The following is an 18,816-nucleotide window of genomic DNA, read 5'->3' on the forward strand; positions in this document are numbered from 1 at the left end:
CTGTCCATCCGTCACAATCATTTTTCCAATTGGTATAACATTTTCAACTTTTTTGGCTATAGTAACCACCCCTCTTTCTTGCCCCTATGCTTTCAGAACGCTTTACCCAAGCCCTCACCTACGCTATTCAACTCCACGCTCACCAAGTACGTAAAGGTTCTGGTGTTCCTTACGTTGCTCATTTATTGGGTGTCGCTAGTATTGCTTTAGAATATGGGGCTAATGAAGATGAAGCAATAGCAGCGCTTTTACACGACGCAGTAGAAGACCAAGGCGGCGCAGCTACAAGAGAAGAAATCCTTTGCCGCTTTGGTGAAACTGTCACGGCAATTGTTGATGGCTGTACAGATGCAGACACTACACCAAAGCCTCCCTGGAAACAGCGCAAGGAGGCTTATATTGAACATATTTCTACCGCCTCTCCATCAGTGCTGTTGGTATCGGCTGCTGATAAACTTCATAATTCCCGATCAATTCTCCAAGATTACCGCCTTTTGGGCGAATCCCTTTGGGAACGCTTCCAAGGAGGTAAAACTGGTACTCTTTGGTATTACCGAGCGCTGGTAGATGCTTATGGAAAGATAGGAACTATGGCAATATTTGAAGAATTAGCACGGGTAGTTTCACAGATTGAGAATTTAGCATCTGCATAGAAAAATATGAAGCATGAAGCGTGGAAAATTCCCTACTTTATACTTCATATTCTGGTTTATTTTGGACTGTAACAAAAAAGACAGTCTTGTTCTGGCTAGCGGAACATACTACTTATAGAGGTATCTTCATGAATCCGCCAGATGGTTTCCCCTAGCAAGTTAGCGACTGATAACACTACTAGTTGGGGAAAGCGATCGCTTTCTGGTATGGGAATTGTATTAGTGACAATTACTTCCTCAAACAAGCCACTGGACAATCGTTCAACAGCAGGAGGAGAAAAGACTGCATGGGTTGCACAGGCATATACCTGACGCGCCCCTTCTTCACGTAATAATTTAGCGCCGGCGGCGATTGTTCCACCAGTATCGATCATGTCATCAACCAAAACTGCGGTTTTGCCTTTGACATCACCAATCACATTTAAAACCTCGGCGACGTTGTGAGCATGACGACGTTTATCAATAATGGCAAGTGGAGCATCATTTAGCTTTTTCGCAAATGCTCTTGCCCGTGCTACACCACCAACATCAGGAGAAACAACTACAATATCGTGCAGTTGTTTGCTGGTTAAATAATCCAGTAGGACTGGTGAACCGTAAACATGATCAAAGGGAATGTCGAAATATCCCTGAATCTGAGCAGCGTGTAAATCCATTGCCAAGACGCGGTTAGCACCTGCTTGAGTTATCAGGTTAGCAACCAACTTGGCGGTGATTGATTCTCTCCCTGCGGTTTTGCGGTCAGCACGAGCATAACCATAGTAAGGAATTACTGCTGTTACCTGTCGTGCAGAAGCACGGCGACAGGCATCAACCATAATTAGTAATTCCATCAAGTGATCGTTCACTGGTTGACAGCATGGTTGGATAAGGTAGACATCACAACCCCTGATCGATTCCTGAATTTGAACATATAGTTCCCCATCCGCAAATCTTTTGCGAATCATAGGACCTAAGTCCATACCCAGGTAACGGGCGACTTCCTGAGAAAGTGGTACGTTAGAAGAGCCAGAAAACAGCCGCAGGCGATGATTTTCAGTCAGTCCTGTTGCAGTTGGCTGCATTTTAAAAGTTGCAGAACTGAGCACAGCAGATCCTCGATGTGCATTCATGGCAATCTTAGCATTAGATATTAGGTGGATTTAACTGAAAGGGAGCAAAAAAAACATTTGTGTGTTTTGTTGAAGCTTTCATAAATACTTTAAATATTTCTCAATATAATCACCAATTGCTCATTTTTCGTTCCTTGTGATAAACAGAGCATCATCCAGATTAGCCGATCAAAAAAATCCACACTAACCTTTTAGTTGAATTTGGTTGATTAGAATAAAAACCAAATTTTGAGAGTTTGGTTGGCATTTCAGAATACTTCTACTAAATCATCTTGCTAACTGAGGGTTAACTATTCATGAATTAGTTAACTTTGACCTATAGCAATCAAGAAATAGAATCATCAACAAAGAAAAGCCATAGGGACATCTGAATGTTCATTCAATATTCTACAATACTAGTCTCGAAATTATAATATAAACTAACAAACTAAATTTTTGCTTGGTAATCACCAAAAAGTTTTTCAATTTAGAAATTCATCTAAACTATCATCCGTTTAAATGATAGTTGATGTTTTCCTGATTCCAAGGCTGAAATTTGATATCTGTTTGAGCCATAGTTGGAAAAATGATTAGTCATCCATGAACAGCTACCGAGTCGGCAATCGGCGTCAGCATGGAATAGTATTCAATCGGAGTTCATCTTCTAGGATAGAGGCAAATCTAGATAGTGGCACGTCCGCCTGTGGCGATCGCCCAGTGTAGAGCAAAGCAAGTATGAGTCTAACTAAAAAAAATTGGCTATTTTTCCCAAGCTTATTTAAATTGCCGAAGCATATGCAAATGATCTTTCGCTGTCCTTAAAAAAATATTTTTGAGTTTAGTTAACTGGTCTATAGTCCTTAACGTTAGCCGTAGGCATCAAAACCGAATAAATTCTACCACGGCAATTAAAACCATCAATACCGTATTTCTATGAATTGAGAAATTTCTATTGTGAAAAGTGTAGTTAGTTTCCACAAGCTGCCTTTTTTTATCATTACGTAAGATTTTCATTCATTATTTCTGAGTAAAGCAGTTGATAAGATTCTTGTCACCCTGACTTAACCAGCGTTTCTCCGTTATTTGCACTATATTTTTATGGGAGAGAGTGGTGAGCTAGAGGCTAAAGAAAAGAAATTTTCCTGCTGTAGTTGTGTAATTTATAATACAATCATCTAGATTGAAGTGATGGCAGTAGTAGACGATCGCCTTTAATCTTAGGCAACATTGTTGATGATAGATCCAAAGGTTGCCTAGTGTTGCACAATCCCCACATAACACAGTACCTGCTAGTTTACCTGCTGTGTAGGGTAGAATATCGCCGCAGGTAATTATCTTTCGCCGCTTTGATTTATCTTGGTGGGTGAATTACTACCTCCTGAGTTGCCGTTACACTCTATTGATTAATCATGCAACCACCAATTTTAATTGGCACTGTCCTGCAAAATCGTTACCGCATAATTCAAATTCTCGGACAAGGAGGATTTGGTAGAACCTATTTGGCAGAAGATCAAAGACGCTTTAACGAACTGTGTGCGATTAAGGAATTGATTCCGACCGCAACAGGGACTTTTGCTTGGGAAAAAGCACAAGAGCTTTTTCACCGGGAAGCAGCAATTTTATATCAGATAGAAAATCCCCAAGTACCTAAGTTCCGCGAAAAATTTGAGCAAGACCAGCGCTTATTTTTAGTACAAGACTATGTGGCTGGGAAGACTTATCGGGATATACTGGCTGAACGGCAAGTTCTCTCTCAAACTTTCACAGAGCCAGAAGTATTACAGTTAATTCGCTCATTGTTACCTGTGCTGGAACATATCCACGGGAGGGGAATTATTCACCGAGATATTTCCCCAGACAATATTATTTTGCGAGATAGCGATTCTAAACCAGTGTTGATTGATTTTGGAGTGGTCAAAGAACTGGCGACACGTTTACAATCTCCAGATATGACAACACCAGTCACCACTGTAGGAAAATTAGGCTACGCACCCAGTGAACAGATGCAAACAGGGAGGGCTTATCCTAGTAGTGATTTGTATGCTCTAGCAGTGACAGCTATAGTTTTATTGACTGGGAAAGAAGCTTCAGAATTATTTGATGAAAACCAACTGAGTTGGACTTGGCAAAGGTGGGTGAGGGTAAATCCCATCTTTGCCCAGGTTATAAATCGAATGTTGAGTCATGCACCAAGCGATCGCTTTCAAAGTGCAGTGGAGGTATCCCAAGCATTACAATCTATAGACCAACCAAATGTTGGTGTTTCTACTCCTGATGTTTCCCGTGTGCAAACAATTGCAGTTGGTCGTCGTCCCGACTTCGTACCACCACCACCCGCACTCAACAAACCTGATCCCGTAATTCCACCCAGTCGTAGTAGTTCAGTTTTAGATAATCCCTTAGCATTAGGGGCTATAGGTAGTGCTGTAGTAATTTTGGCTGGTTTCGGTTCTTGGGCGCTGGTAAGTTCCATTCGCAGTCAATCACCATCACAACCAGAGGAAACACTACCACCGCAAACCTTCCCCTCACCAGTAGTTACTGGTGGTACTACGTCACCTGAAACCCCAGAACCAGTTATCATCAACAAGCGTCTTAATCTGGGCGCTGCTAACACAGCTACAGCTGCAGATACCATCCAAGCAAATCAGATTATTCAATACAGTTTTTTTGGGGAAGCAGGAGACAAATTAACTACCTTTGTTGACCAAGGTGACGGTGTGTTATTGACCGTTGTCAGCCGCAATCAACAGCCAATCGATAGTAGCGCCCAGCAAGTAACAAATTACGTAGGTACATTACCTAATACTGGGAGATATACTATTCAGTTAACTCTGGCTTCCGGTGTGGCTGCTAGTGAATATAGTTTGAATGTAGCCATAGAAAAAGCTATTCAAGCAACACCAACACCCATGCTCACGCCAACAGAAACGCCAACCCCAATACCAACAATCACACCGACAGAAACACCAACACCAACACCAACACTCACGCCGACAGAAACACCAACACCAACACCAACACTCACGCCGACAGAAACACCAACCCCAATACCAACATTCACGCCCACAGAAACACCAATTTTTGTTCCTGAATCACAAAGTTTACCCTAACAAGACTTACTCATGAAAACAAAAAATCAGGGGTTGAAGAGTTTAGGAGCTTAGGAGTTCAAAACCCTTACAGCCTTCCAAAGCAAAAAGTTGCATAAATTCTGTCTAAATGCCAGCGCCAACAGTGTATTACAATATCTGTGAGTTGTTAGCGATAAAAACTTGGCAGTAATTTTGTTTACTTCCGCACCTACCCGTTTTATACAGATTATTAAACCAGATTGTTGAAGTCACTACTAATTACTGGCACTGACACAGAAGCTGGCAAAACTGCTTTAACTACAGTTTTGGCAGCTTACTGTCAAAAATATTACCCCCAAGGCAGTTGGGGAATTATGAAACCAATTCAATCGGGAATTGGCGATCGCGAATGGTATCAAAATCTGTTTCAGCTACAGCAAACTATCACCGAAATTACACCACTCTACTTTACCGCACCCCTAGCTCCTCCCATCGCCGCCGCAAAAGAAAATCGACCAGTTGATTTAGCTCTGGTTTGGCAGACTTTAACCGAGTTGCGATCGCGCCTTGATTTGCTGTTAATTGAAGCAGTAGGTGGTTTGGGTTCGCCGATAACTGATGAGTTAACAGTAGCTGATTTAGCGGGAGAATGGCGCTTACCTACAGTATTAGTAGTGCCAGTAAAATTAGGTTCTCTGGGACACGCAGTAGCGAATGTGGCATTAGCCAGACAAGCGCGGGTGGATCTTAAAGGTATTGTTTTGAACTGTACACAACCCACGTCTGATGAAGAGATAGCCGATTTAACACCAAAAGATTTAATTCAATCTCTCACCAATATCCCAGTGTTAGGCTGTTTACCCTATGTAGATAAATTCAGCGACTTTGATAAACTCGCACAAATTGCATCAAATTTAGATTTAGAAACACTAACCTTGAGATAACGATAAACTGGGAAAATAACTGACGTTATTTGCTGAAGTTAATTGTAATGGTTTCCACCTTTCCCAATCCCGCTTCTGTTGACTTATCCCGTGTGCGATTAGCCATCCGTTCATTGCAACCCCAATTGGTAGAGTGGCGGCGGCGACTGCATCAAAAACCAGAGTTGGGTTTTCAAGAAAAACTCACGGCTGAATTTGTCTCACATAAGTTACAAGAATGGGGAATTGAGCATCAAACCGCCATTGCTCAAACTGGAATAGTGGCTACCATCAAAGGTGACAAAATCCCCACTTTGGAGAAGCAGGAAAGTAGGGAGAAAACTTCTGACTCAGCACTCAGCACTCAGAACTTAGCACGGGCTAAACGCCCCGCTACCGCTAACAGCACTGAGAAAGTTTTGGCAATTCGAGCAGATATGGATGCTTTGCCAATTCAAGAACTTAACGAAGTACCTTATTGTTCACAACATGATGGTGTAATGCACGCCTGTGGACATGACGGACATACAGCGATCGCTCTGGGAACAGCTTATTATTTACAACAGCATCGTCAAGATTTTGCTGGAACGGTGAAAATTATCTTCCAGCCTGCGGAGGAAGGCCCAGGAGGAGCAAAACCAATGATTGACGCTGGGGTACTGAAAAACCCTGACGTTGATGCAATTATCGGTTTGCACCTGTGGAATAACTTACCTTTGGGGACAGTAGGTGTCCGCAGTGGAGCCTTGATGGCGGCGGTAGAATTATTTGACTGCACAATTTTAGGGAAAGGTGGACATGGTGCAATACCCCATCAAACTATAGATTCTGTGGTGGTTGCGGCTCAAATTGTCACTGCGCTACAAACTATTGTCGCTCGTAATGTCAACCCCATCGATTCAGCCGTGGTGACTGTAGGCGCACTCCATGCAGGAACAGCACATAACATAATTGCTGATACAGCCACCATGAAAGGAACTGTCAGGTATTTTAATCCTGCTTTCCACAGCTTTTTTAAACAAAGAATTGAGCAAATTATTGCTGGTATTTGTCAAAGTTATGGCGCGAAATATGACTTTAGATATACCGAACTTTATCCCCCAGTAATTAACGATGCTACTATGGCTGAATTAGTGCGATCGCAAGCCGAAGCAGTCATTGAAACTCCCATTGGTATCGTCCCAGAATGCCAAACTATGGGCGGTGAGGATATGTCCTTCTTCTTGCAAGAAGTTCCTGGTTGTTATTTCTTCCTCGGTTCTGCTAACCCAGAAAAAGATTTAGCCTATCCCCATCATCATCCCCGGTTCGATTTCGATGAAACCGCTTTAGCGATGGGTGTAGAGATATTCGTGCGATGCGTAGAGAAATTTTTTGATTAACTATGTAGGTAAGAGCAAGCAAAAACAATTTCCAACTTACTCTTACCGTAACCTAAAGTGAGTTCGACGGAACCTAACCCGAACCCCTTCTCTATCAGGCAATACCGTTCAGTTAAGGCTAAAAATTAAGACAGTCGCTACCCCTAAATTTATCGAAGCTTAAAAACATAAAGGTTGCTGATTTTTATTTAACGAGAGTAATAGAAACGCTTTATGGGGATAGGTCATCGCAACATCAAACACTAAAATTCTTTGAAAATGCGATGCTTTTTGTCGCAATCAAAACCAATAACAATTACTTAACGTAAAAATGGAGTTAAGCGGATTCGAACCGCTGGCCCCTTCAATGCCATTGAAGTGCTCTACCAACTGAGCTATAACCCCTTACGGTGCGTTAACTATATTGCCTTAGTATTTGTGTTCTGTCAAGTTTTTCACTTATAATTTTAAGTTATCTATTTATTTATAAGTAATGATTACCTAACCTGTAATAAATAGCTCATACAATGCCCCATCAGAAAGTAGACTACTAACATAGCAGCAGCCGCAAGCGCTACTAATGTACCTGCCAACATGAGAGAAAATTCTTTATTTTCTACTGCTTTCTCCATCAAGTGCAGCGACCACGCCACCAACGCCACATCAAATAATAAAATAGGAATCAACATATTTTTTAATATTTATTAATACTTGTAAATTAATATTAACATCCTTTAGGAGAACTGTATCTAACCTTGGATAGATGTAATAGAATTTCAATGATGTCTTTAGAACTATGAGTATAAGCGGACAGGGACTTGACGATCGCGCAAATGATGCTTAATTTCGCCTACGCTTAATTGCCCATAATGTAATAAGGATGCCAATAAAGCGGCTTCTGCTTTCCCTTCAGTCAGGGCGGTGTAAATATGTTCACAGTTACCAGCACCACCAGAAGCAATAACCGGGATTTCTACAGACTCAGCAATTGCCCGTGTTAACTCTATGTCATAACCTGCTTGAGTACCATCAGCATCCATACTTGTTACCAATAGTTCTCCTGCCCCACGTTTTTCAACTTCTTTTGCCCATGATAAGGCATCTAAGCCAGTGTTTTCCCTACCTCCACGTACGTAAACATCCCAGCCGGGATTGTTGGGATCTAATCTTCGTCTGGCATCAATTGCCACAACAATGCACTGATTACCAAAGCGATCGCTTGCTCGATCAATCAATTCTGGATCACGTACTGCCGCAGAGTTAATACTAACCTTGTCTGCCCCGGCGCGTAACAAAGCTTTAACATTTTCTAAGGATTGAATTCCGCCACCCACAGTCAAGGGAATAAAGACCTGCTCGGCAGTGCGGTAAACCACGTCAATGATAATATCCCGGTCTTCATGAGTAGCTGTAATATCCAGAAACACTAACTCATCAGCCCCAGCTTCGTTGTAAACCTTGGCCAGTTCTACTGGATCGCCTGCATCCTTGAGATTAACAAAGTTAACACCTTTAACAACCCGTCCCGCCTTCACATCTAAACAAGGTAAGATTCTTTTAGATAACATAATAATTTTTTAACTCCTGGGTAATTGTCCGGAATCTAAATTTTAAATTGACCTGTGTATTTTCTCACCAAAATCTTCGCCACCTTTTCTACTACCAGTATGACGGCAAAGATTTAGCTCAAATAGTCCTAAACATAGAGTTGCAAGCTGAATTATGGCGATCATCTCCTCAAAAAAACAGCCCCCAGAACCCAACGGACAACCAAATAAGCACCGGGAGTCAGCACCAGCAGCCCCCAAAGAAAAGATTTTGCAACCTGAAGCTGCTATTGATGAACAAGGTAAGCAAGAAGAAAGTATTAGACCCCAAAAATTTGCCGATTACATCGGGCAGAAAGACCTGAAAGATGTGCTGGACATTGCCATCAAAGCAGCCAAGTCGCGGGGTGAAGTTTTGGATCACTTGCTACTGTATGGCCCGCCAGGATTGGGTAAAACAACAATGGCAATGATATTAGCTTCGGAGATGGGAGTCAATTACAAAATTACCAGTGCGCCAGCTTTAGAACGTCCCAGGGATATTGTCGGGCTACTAGTGAACCTAAAACCCGGTGATATTTTATTTATCGATGAAATCCATCGCCTTTCGCGGATGACCGAGGAAATTCTTTATCCGGCAATGGAAGATTACCGCTTAGATATTACCGTGGGGAAAGGTTCCAGCGCTCGGATTCGCAGTATACCTTTGTCCAAATTTACATTAGTGGGGGCAACAACCCGTGTAGGTGCGTTGACATCACCACTGCGCGATCGCTTTGGTTTAATTCAAAAGCTACGCTTTTACGAAGTTGACGAACTCAGTAAAATAGTCCTGCGTAGCGCCCAACTACTCCAAACCAACGTTACCGATGATGGGGCTACAGAAATTGCCCGTCGTTCACGGGGAACACCACGCATCGCTAATAGATTACTCAAACGCGTCCGCGATTATGCAGAAGTAAAATCCTGTCCAGAAGTTTGTCAAAATGTTGCCGCCGAAGCTTTACAGTTATTCCAAGTAGACCCATGCGGATTGGATTGGACAGACCGCCGGATGCTGAGTGTAATTATCGAGCAGTTTAACGGCGGCCCTGTAGGTTTAGAAACAATCGCCGCCGCCACAGGGGAAGATACTCAAACAATAGAGGAAGTCTACGAACCTTATCTGATGCAAATTGGCTATCTCAGCCGGACACCCCGTGGCCGCACAGCAACCAAAGCCGCATACAAACACATGGGCTTTACACCACCTAATGAACAATTATCTTTGCTTTAGTCCATAGTCAACAGTCAAAGGTAATTTTCTCTTCTCTCTGCTTACACAGTTCCTAGTCCCCAATCCCACAGCCACAACTCAACCCAGATGATGATTAAGTTAATTGGTATTGTTCTCAGCTTATTAGTTGTATTTGGCTGGGCTACACCAGTCATGGCAGAATCCCCACAACCCTTTATTACCCAGGAACAATTAGAACAAGGGGAGAAATGGAAAAATCAGGCATTCACTGCCACAAATCAAGGCGATTTTGAAACTGCGGAAGAGTATTGGACTAAAATTATTGATAATTTCCCCACGAATCCAGGCGCATGGAGTAATCGCGGTAATTCGCGGGTGAGTCAGAATAAGTTACAAGCAGCGCTGACAGATTACAACAAAGCTATAGAACTAGCTCCCAATGTTACCGATCCCTTTTTAAATCGGGGTACAGCCTTGGAAGGTTTGGGGAAATGGGACGAGGCGATCGCCGATTATAATCATGTCCTAGAACTCGACCCTAACGATGCAATGGCTTATAACAACCGGGGAAATGCCAAAGCTGGTTTAGGAAAATGGCAAGAAGCGATCGCAGATTATCAAAAATCCTTTGAAATTGCCCCAAACTTTGCCTTTGCTCGTGCTAATTATGCAATTGCGCTCTACGAAACAGGGCAAAAAGAGGAAGCAATTCACGAAATGCGAAATATTGTGCGTAAATATCCCAATTTTGCAGATGTGCGTGCTGCTTTGACAGCTGCTTACTGGGTAAGTGGACAAAAGGGTGAAGCTGAAAGTAACTGGGTTGCTGCTTATGGATTGGATGGCCGCTATAAGGATATGAACTGGGTGAAAAATATCCGTCGCTGGCCTCCTAGTCTGGCGGAGGCTTTGGATAAGTTTTTGAAAATTCAGTGAGGGTGAGGTTTTAACTACGGAGGCACAGAGACACAGACAATACTGCCTTAGCTACAATCATTACTATATCTGCTTATTCGCCTGATGTACTGCTGTTAAACCTTGATAATCTCGACAATGAACCGCTTTTTCAAAAGCAATCAAGCACAGCAGATTTTTGATGCTGCTAACTAATTAACTTTGCTGGCTACGACGATGATTAGCAGCTTGTAATAACAAAGATTCCGCAAAAGCGATCGCATCACTTGCAGATTTACCGCCTGCCAGTTGTGCTAATTCTTCCCGGCGAGTCGTCAAATCTTCTAAGTTAGTCACACGTACCACGGTACGCTGTTCTGTATTACCGTTGTTGGCTTTCTTACCTTTACCTTGAGTAATAATCTGCTTATCTACCCGGAAATGCTTATCTGCCATAGCTGCTACCAAAGGTTGGTGAGTAACACATAATACCTGATGATGTTGACTCAACTGGAGCAATTTTTCCGCGATCGCCTGTGCTACTCTCCCCGAAACCCCCACATCGATTTCATCAAATACCAGCGTCGCAGCAGCATCAGCTTGAGTAAAACAAGATTTCAGGGCTAATAAAAAGCGGCTCATTTCCCCACCAGAAGCAATTTCTGTCAATGGTTGCAGTGGTTCGCCAGGGTTGGGGCTAAACATAAAGGTAATTTTGTTTGCACCCATCGCCGTTGGGACAATTGGCAAAATTTCTACTTGAAACTTTACCTTTTCCATCGCCAAAGGTTTAAGTTCAGCTATTAATCGAGATTCTAAAGTAGCGGCGGTTTTCTGGCGTAACTGGGTTAATTTTTGACAGGCTTGAGTTAGTTTTTCAAAACTGGCTTTTTCTTGTTGTTCTAAATTTTCTATGGATTGTTCACCGTCGTTGAGGGCTGCTAATTCAGCTTGAATTTTTTCGTAGTAGGCGATCGCTTCTGTTAAACTAGGCCCATACTTGCGGCAAATTTGTTTTAACTCCCGAATTCGTTCTTCTACTTCTTCTAAACGCTGGGGGTCGGCTTCTAAATTTTCCCCATAGGTGTTAATCTGCCTTGCTACTTCTGTTAAGGCTGTTTGGGCATCTCTGACCAAATCTAACAGTGGTTGCAGTTGAGAATCATATTCCACCATGTTGTTTAAGGTGACTTCACTGTCGCCCAATAAATCTGTGGCTGCTGGAGTTTCATCCTCATTTTGATACAAAGCCTGATAGACTTTGTAACTCATCTGTTGTAAATCAACGACATGGTTGAGGCGTTCTCGTTCTTGTTGGAGTTGTTCTAATTCCAGGGGATCGCTGAGGTTAGCTGTACTTAATTCTTGGACTTGGTAAGTCAACAAATCCAGTTGTTGTAGTCGTTCCCGTTCCGAAGTGCGGCGTTTTTCTAAATTGGTGTGGGCTTGCTGATAAGTACTAAAAGCCGTGGCGATAAGTTGACGCTGCTGGATTAGAGCATCGCCGCCATACATATCTAACCAGTCGCGGACTTGGGCTGATTGTCCTACTTGCACTGTTTGACCTTGGGCCGTAATTTCCACCAAGCGATCGCGCAGTCCGCCCATAACTTGACGATTGACTAACACCCCATTCACCCGCGATCGGCTACGGATGTTGCTTGTTGTGACAGCAATTTCTCGACTAATAACTACAGAATTGTCATCAATTAAATCTATTTCTTGTTCCGTCAACCAAGCCGCTAACGAGGGGTTAGTGGTGAAAGTTCCTTCCACCATCGCCTTAGCTGTTCCAGTCCGAATCACACGACTGGAGACTTTTCCACCTAAAACAGCATCAATCGCATCTAAAATAATCGATTTCCCTGCGCCGGTTTCGCCTGTTAAAACATTTAGTCCCGCGCCAAAATCTAGTTCCAGTTGATCAATTAGGGCAAAATTTTCAATTCGCAGGCAAAGCAACATCAAGCCAAATTCTCCTAGAGGGGCAGATGCCGGATATTTCCCACTTTCGGCAACTAACAATACCTATTACCATTGAATTAGCAAGCACATTTAAGTGTAACAAAAAAGCAGGATAGGGAGTGCAGCAGCCGAAAAAGACCAAGCCAAAAGAGGCAAGGGGAAAAGGGGAAAAGGGGAAATACCTCTCCTCTGTCTCTTTGGGTAAACTATCTTCCCTCCTCTCTTATCTCCAATTCCTAAAATTAGGGATTTCCTGTAAAGATATTGTTACAATACTTAACAAGTTCAATCCGACCGGTGGCTCTATTCATGACTGTTAAGACACTTCCCCCAAATTCCCGACCGATTGAGGGCGAACTACAGCTAAAGGATACACAAGCCTTGGTTGTACGCTCATCAGAAACCCTCGCATCTGAAAGGCTCCAGGTGTTGGTAACTACAAATCTCGAACCTGAGACGATAGTTTACGACCCTGTGGCGGTAGCGGAGCATTATCGTCACAGACCCCTGCAAGTTTTGCGGCGAATTTTCGCTGTTTTGGGGCCTACTCTCTCCTTTTTCTTAGGTTTGTGGTGGGACAATAAACGGGGTGTAGTGGTAAAAAGTGACCGTCGTCGGGCTATTCAGTTAAAAGACTTACTCACCCAACTAGGGCCAGCTTATATCAAAATTGGGCAAGCCTTATCTACAAGACCGGATTTGGTTCCCCCCGTATATTTAGAAGAACTCACCAGACTACAAGACCAATTACCCGCTTTTCCTAACGAAATTGCTTACCAATTTATTCAAGAAGAATTAGGACAGCCACCGGAAGAGGTTTACGAAGAACTTTCAGTCCAACCAATTGCGGCTGCTTCTTTGGGACAAGTGTATAAAGGTAAGTTGAAAACAGGCGAAGAAGTAGCTGTTAAGGTGCAGCGTCCTGATTTGAGAGAAAGAATTACGATTGACCTGTATATTTTGCGCGGGCTGGCTGCTTGGGTACAAAAGAAAGTTAAACGGGTGCGGAGTGATTTAGTCGGGATTTTGGATGAATTAGGCGATCGCATTTTTGAAGAGATGGACTACATCCACGAAGGTCAAAATGCCGAACGCTTTTTTCAATTATATGGACATATTAAAGACATATATGTACCGAGAATTTACTGGGAATACACTAACCGTCGGGTCTTAACGATGGAGTGGATTAACGGCACAAAACTTACACAGACAGCAGAAATTAGCGCCCAAGGGATAGATGCACGTTATCTCATTGAAGTTGGTGTGCAATGTTCTCTGCGACAACTTTTAGAACATGGATTTTTCCACGCTGACCCCCATCCAGGTAATTTGTTAGCTACACCAGATGGTAAACTCGCTTACCTAGACTTTGGGATGATGAGCGAGATTCAACCCCCACAACGTTATGGTTTAATTGAGGCGATCGTCCACGTCGTTAACCGTGACTTTGAAGGTCTAGCACAGGACTACGTTAAATTAGACTTCTTATCCCCAGAAACAGACCTCACCCCGATTATTCCCGCATTTGGGAAAGTGTTTGCCAATGCTCAAGGTGCTAGTGTTGCTGAGTTCAACATTAAAAGCATCACTGATGAACTATCAGAGTTGATGTATGAGTATCCTTTCCGCGTACCTCCTTACTACGCCTTAATCATTCGCTCCCTCGTCACCTTGGAAGGGATTGCTATTTACATAGACCCCAACTTCAAAGTATTGAGCGAAGCTTATCCTTACGTATCTAAACGTTTATTAACTGACTCAGCACCACAACTAAGAACATCACTAAGAGATTTACTCTTTAAAGATGGTAAATTCCGGTGGAATCGGTTAGAAAACTTATTACGCAATGCGCGGAAAAATCAAGACTACGACCTCGACTTAGTAGTGAACCAAGGCGTAGATTTCCTCTCCTCTGAACGTGGTTCTTTTATTCGAGACAAGCTAGTAGATGAGTTATTAAACGGAATCAATGCTTTAAGCAAAAATGTGTTGCATAACTTCACTTACCTACTAAGAGAACAAGTAGGAATCACAGCCATCAATCAAACTCCAGCAGCCACCGTTGAACAACAACAAACCTTAGAGCATATCAAAAATATCTTAAATATTCTCCAAGAAACTCGCGGTTTTGATCCAGCCAAGTTAGCACCCCAAGTTGCTCAACTGATATTCAATCCAGGTGTACAACGTTTGGGACAGCAAGTAGCTAATCAATTTATCCAGAAAGCTACAGTACGTCTAATTCGAGAATTATTAACCGTAGAAAAAGTCACCAACAGTAATATAGAAACACCCGCGCCGTTAGTGGAGATTAAGAGATAGAGTTTTTTTGAATTTTGCGAAAAGTTCTGTAGTCGGGTTTCCCGCCGTAGGAAACTTTTCAAGACGAATTTTGAATTTTGAATTGGTTTATGACCACAACAGTCAACAAACTCACTCTAGACGAGTATCTTGCCTATGATGATGGCACAGATACTCGCTATGAACTTGTGGATGGAGAATTGGTGGAAATGCCGCCAGAAACTGATAGAAACAATTTAATTTCCCTCTATTTGCTGTCGCAATTTCTGAAATTCGTCCCTATTCAACTCATCCGCCATAAAGATACAGAACTCGTGGTTATAGGTAATAGAACTCGTGTACGATTACCGGACTTGATGATATTGACACAGGAATTATTAGAAGCGATCGCTGGTGGTCGGGCTACAATTACCCCAGATATGCCTTCCCCTGTACTGGTAGTTGAGGTAGTTTCCCCTGGAAAAGTAAATCAAGATAGAGACTACCGCTATAAGCGTTCTGAATATGCTGCACGAGGTATACCTGAATACTGGATTGTTGACCATGATAAAGCCAGAATTACTCTACTAACTCTGGTAGATGGATTGTATGAAGAAACTGTATTTCAAGGAACAGATCCCATTAAATCAAAGATTATTCCCCTGCTAGATTTGACTGCTATCCAAGTCTTGCAAGCCGGACAGGTGTAAACCAATCACACATAAAACATATTTTTGTTCTGCCAGTTGGACGTAGTAGGATTGTTCAGGTATGCCTAAGGTGGTGATTTGTTCACAATTAGGCAATCTAAAATTAGAGCAAAAGACGATTCCTCAAACAAGCACACTCCAATGCGTATTTCTTTGAACTGGCTGCGGGAACTAGTAGAAATAAAACTTAGCCCAGAAGAATTAGCCCATACTTTGACAATGGCTGGGTTTGAAGTCGAAGACATTGAAGACCGCCGCACTTGGGCAAATGGCGTTGTTGTGGGGAGAGTGCTTGAGCGTCAACCCCACCCCAACGCTGATAAGTTGAGTGTTTGTCAAGTAGATGTCGGTACGGCTGAGACTTTAAATATTGTCTGTGGTGCGCCTAATGTCCGAGCAGATATTTATGTACCAGTCGCTACTGTAGGCGCTTATTTACCTAACATTGATTTAAAAATCAAACCGGCGAAATTGCGTGGTGTTCCTTCCCAGGGAATGATTTGTTCTTTGAAGGAACTTGGTTTACCTAGTGAAGTAGACGGTATTTATATCTTTCCCCAAGAAAACTTAACTTTGGGTAGCGATGTCCGCCCCTTGTTGGGTTTGGATGATGTAATTTTAGATGTCACTGCTACTGCTAACCGTGCTGATGCTTTGAGTATGGTTGGTATAGCACGAGAAGTTGCTGCTTTGACTGGTGCAAAATTGAGTATCCCTGAACCTGGGGAAGTCTCTGTGTCCCAGGATGCAGGGAAGTTAGGTTTAAAAATCGCTGATACTCAAGCCTGTCCTGCTTATATTGGTACGGTAATTGAACAGGTGAAAGTTGCTCCTTCTCCTGATTGGTTGCAACAGCGTTTGCGTTCGGCTGGGGTACGACCGATTAGTAATGTGGTGGATATTACTAATTATGTGTTGTTTGAATGGGGACAACCATTACACGCGTTTGACCAAGGGCGCTTAAAATCTGTCGCTAGTAGCGAAAGCTTGACTATCGGTGTTCGTTTTGCCAATCAAGGGGAAACATTGAAAACCCTCGATGGGCAAACTCGCAACCTGACAACCCAAAATTTGTTAATCACAGCGAATGATCAACCCGTGGCTTTAGCGGGAGTTATGGGGGGTGAAGAAACAGAAGTCTATGAGGGTACACAAAGCCTAGTCTTAGAAGCCGCTTTATTTGATTCTGTGGCGATTCGCCGTTCTGCTCGTAGTGTGGGGTTACGTAGTGAAGCCTCTGGTAGATACGAACGCGGTGTGAATCGTGCAGAGTTAGAAGTAGCAAATCGCCGGGCTTTATCTTTGATGAGTGAATTGACTGGTGGCGTGATTGTGCATCAGGAAATGGCTGATACCCGTCCCGACCCTGCAAATTGGAGTCACTCGATTCTACTGCGTTTAGACCGCTTGAATGAAGTCCTGGGACCCATTAATGTGGGGGAAACGGGAGAACTGGAAGGAAAAGACGTAGAACGTATTTTGACTGCATTGGGATGTCAGTTAACCCCCAGTGGAGAAGATTCTTGGAATGTTTCCGTACCACCCTATCGTTACCGAGACTTGGAACGGGAAATTGATTTAATTGAAGAAGTTGCCCGTCTCTACGGTTATGACAATTTCTGTGATACCTTGCCAGATAAGTCAGAGGCTGGTTATTTACCTGTGGAGCAGGAGTTGGCGCGAAAATTACGTGCGGCGATGCGGGCAGAAGGGCTGACAGAATTAATTCAATATTCTTTAGTTAAACCAGGGGAAGATAGACAGATAGTCTTGAGTAACCCCTTGTTTGTGGAATATTCAGCTTTGCGGACTGATTTGCTGGCTGGGTTAATTGACGCTTTTCAATACAACCTAGAACAAGGGAATGGTTCCTTGAATGGTTTTGAAATTGGGCGGATTTTCTGGCAAGAGGAAGACGGATTGCAAGAAAAAGATGCGATCGCTGGCATTATAGGAGGAGATACAACCCTCGGTAAGTGGTCAAAAGGTAGTCGTGAACAACCCCTGACCTGGTTTGAAGCCAAAGGTATTTTAGAGGCTGTATTTCAGCAACTCGGTATCGTGGTTGAATATCAACCCGATTGTCGTGACAACCGCTTACACCCAGGACGTACCGCCTCATTATGGATTGGTGGTAACAGATTGGGTATCTTTGGACAACTCCACCCCCAACTACGACGTGATAAAGGTTTACCAGAGTCCGTCTACGTGTTCCAGTTGGATTTAGATGTGCTGTTAGATGCCTTAGATAAAGATGAAATTCTTGTACCTGCATTCAAACCTTACTCTACATATCCAGCAAGCGATCGCGATATTGCTTTTTTTGCACCTGTAAAACTCTCCGTCTCGGAAATCGAAAAAGCTATTAATCAGGCTGGTAAAGGTTTACTAGAGTCGGTGGAATTGTTTGATGAATATCGTGGCGAAAACGTCCCTCAAGGACAACGGAGTTTGGCATTTAGACTAGTGTACCGGGCAAGCGATCGCACTCTTACTGATACGGAAGTCGAACCAGTACACAACAAAGTCCGCGAAGCTTTGGTAGAAAAATTCGGCGTGAACTTGAGAAGTTAACTAAAAGTAAGTGATGAGTTGATACATCACTCATCGCTTATGATTAATTTTGAATTTTGAATTTTGAATTGAATCACTATGCCGAAATATATTGTTTGGGGAACCTACTGTGATGACGTGCTGGAAAAACGCACGCCTTACCGTCAAGCTCACTTGGATGGATTAGCAAAACAAAAGGAATCTGGTGTACTAATTACTATTGGCCCTACCAAAGATGTGACCAAAGTCTTTGGGATTTACGAAGCAGAAAATGAAGCCACTATACGTCAATTAATTGAAAATGACCCCTATTGGCAACATGGTATCTGGACTGAATATGATGTGAAAGAGTGGATTCAGGCTATTTAATTCGTAGCGACTGTCACAAAAGAGCAATCATCAAATCGGATTCCCATAGCATCCAACTTAGTTAGATGCGAAACTATGGTTTAAATCACACGCAGTCAAACGTAAATTTATAGACGTACCAAATTCAATGGGGTACTCATGGGGTGATAGTTAAAGAAA

The 18,816-nt window shown here is 42.9% G+C and carries 15 protein-coding genes, 1 tRNA gene and 1 pseudogene; 12 read left to right on the top strand and 5 right to left on the bottom strand.

Annotated features, from left to right (window positions below; all coding sequences use genetic code 11):
- The first annotated feature begins 86 nt into the window (after positions 1-86).
- Positions 87-653 (top strand): HD domain-containing protein, encoded by a 567-nt coding sequence (locus H6G18_RS11560; RefSeq protein ID WP_190407251.1) that lies wholly within the window; start codon positions 87-89, stop codon positions 651-653.
- A gap of 95 nt (positions 654-748) precedes the next feature.
- Here H6G18_RS11560 and H6G18_RS11565 read toward each other — a convergent pair whose 3' ends face one another.
- A complete protein-coding gene (locus H6G18_RS11565) occupies positions 749-1,765 on the bottom strand; it encodes a ribose-phosphate pyrophosphokinase (RefSeq protein WP_190407252.1) in 1,017 nt (338 codons plus the stop codon).
- A 579-nt stretch (positions 1,766-2,344) separates the two neighbouring features.
- Here H6G18_RS11565 and H6G18_RS25025 point away from each other — a divergent pair.
- From H6G18_RS25025 to H6G18_RS11580, 4 genes are all read left to right on the top strand, one after another.
- Complete coding sequence (locus tag H6G18_RS25025) at positions 2,345-2,467, top strand: hypothetical protein (protein ID WP_277875584.1); 123 nt, start codon at positions 2,345-2,347, stop codon at positions 2,465-2,467.
- A 686-nt stretch (positions 2,468-3,153) separates the two neighbouring features.
- On the top strand, positions 3,154-4,857 hold the full coding sequence (locus H6G18_RS11570) for a serine/threonine-protein kinase (protein ID WP_190407253.1): 1,704 nt from the start codon (positions 3,154-3,156) through the stop codon (positions 4,855-4,857).
- Between the two features lie 224 nt (positions 4,858-5,081).
- Positions 5,082-5,762, top strand: a complete 681-nt coding sequence (gene bioD / locus H6G18_RS11575; RefSeq protein WP_242040274.1) for a dethiobiotin synthase — start codon at positions 5,082-5,084, stop codon at positions 5,760-5,762.
- A 47-nt stretch (positions 5,763-5,809) separates the two neighbouring features.
- Entirely contained in the window at positions 5,810-7,123 is a 1,314-nt protein-coding gene (locus tag H6G18_RS11580) for a M20 family metallopeptidase (protein WP_190407255.1), read from the top strand.
- Between the two features lie 311 nt (positions 7,124-7,434).
- On the opposite strand, the gene H6G18_RS11585 is transcribed toward H6G18_RS11580, so the two are convergent.
- The 3 genes from H6G18_RS11585 to hisF all read right to left on the bottom strand — a co-directional run bounded on the left by H6G18_RS11585 (position 7,435) and on the right by hisF (position 8,670).
- Positions 7,435-7,507, bottom strand: a tRNA-Ala gene (locus tag H6G18_RS11585).
- A 92-nt stretch (positions 7,508-7,599) separates the two neighbouring features.
- Positions 7,600-7,791 carry a hypothetical protein gene (locus H6G18_RS11590; RefSeq protein WP_190407256.1) on the bottom strand — a complete coding sequence of 64 codons (192 nt, stop codon included), beginning with the start codon at positions 7,789-7,791 and terminating at the stop codon, positions 7,600-7,602.
- Positions 7,792-7,896: 105 nt separating this feature from the next.
- Positions 7,897-8,670: an imidazole glycerol phosphate synthase subunit HisF gene (hisF, locus tag H6G18_RS11595; protein WP_190407257.1), complete on the bottom strand. Its 774-nt coding sequence runs from the start codon at positions 8,668-8,670 to the stop codon at positions 7,897-7,899.
- A 154-nt stretch (positions 8,671-8,824) separates the two neighbouring features.
- Here hisF and ruvB point away from each other — a divergent pair, with 154 nt between their 5' ends.
- The 3 genes and pseudogenes from ruvB to H6G18_RS24725 all read left to right on the top strand — a co-directional run.
- Entirely contained in the window at positions 8,825-9,925 is a 1,101-nt protein-coding gene (gene ruvB, locus H6G18_RS11600; protein WP_190407258.1) for a Holliday junction branch migration DNA helicase RuvB, read from the top strand.
- A gap of 90 nt (positions 9,926-10,015) precedes the next feature.
- Positions 10,016-10,822: a tetratricopeptide repeat protein gene (locus H6G18_RS11605; protein WP_190407302.1), complete on the top strand. Its 807-nt coding sequence runs from the start codon at positions 10,016-10,018 to the stop codon at positions 10,820-10,822.
- A gap of 68 nt (positions 10,823-10,890) precedes the next feature.
- Positions 10,891-10,974, top strand: a pseudogene (locus tag H6G18_RS24725) (Uma2 family endonuclease); the annotation flags it as partial.
- A gap of 22 nt (positions 10,975-10,996) precedes the next feature.
- Here the strand turns inward: H6G18_RS24725 and recN are convergent.
- On the bottom strand, positions 10,997-12,745 hold the full coding sequence (recN, locus tag H6G18_RS11610; RefSeq protein WP_190407303.1) for a DNA repair protein RecN: 1,749 nt from the start codon (positions 12,743-12,745) through the stop codon (positions 10,997-10,999).
- Between the two features lie 309 nt (positions 12,746-13,054).
- On the opposite strand from recN, the gene H6G18_RS11615 reads away from it, so the two are divergent.
- From H6G18_RS11615 to H6G18_RS11630, 4 genes are all read left to right on the top strand, one after another.
- A complete protein-coding gene (locus H6G18_RS11615) occupies positions 13,055-15,067 on the top strand; it encodes an ABC1 kinase family protein (protein WP_190407259.1) in 2,013 nt (670 codons plus the stop codon).
- Positions 15,068-15,156: 89 nt separating this feature from the next.
- Positions 15,157-15,735 (top strand): Uma2 family endonuclease, encoded by a 579-nt coding sequence (locus H6G18_RS11620; protein WP_190407260.1) that lies wholly within the window; start codon positions 15,157-15,159, stop codon positions 15,733-15,735.
- Positions 15,736-15,876: 141 nt separating this feature from the next.
- Positions 15,877-18,309, top strand: a complete 2,433-nt coding sequence (pheT, locus tag H6G18_RS11625; protein WP_190407261.1) for a phenylalanine--tRNA ligase subunit beta — start codon at positions 15,877-15,879, stop codon at positions 18,307-18,309.
- Between the two features lie 78 nt (positions 18,310-18,387).
- On the top strand, positions 18,388-18,657 hold the full coding sequence (locus tag H6G18_RS11630; protein ID WP_190407262.1) for a YciI family protein: 270 nt from the start codon (positions 18,388-18,390) through the stop codon (positions 18,655-18,657).
- Positions 18,658-18,816: the final 159 nt, after the last annotated feature.

Origin of the sequence: Anabaena subtropica FACHB-260 (assembly GCF_014697105.1) — a bacterium.
GTDB lineage: Bacteria > Cyanobacteriota > Cyanobacteriia > Cyanobacteriales > Nostocaceae > Trichormus > Trichormus subtropicus.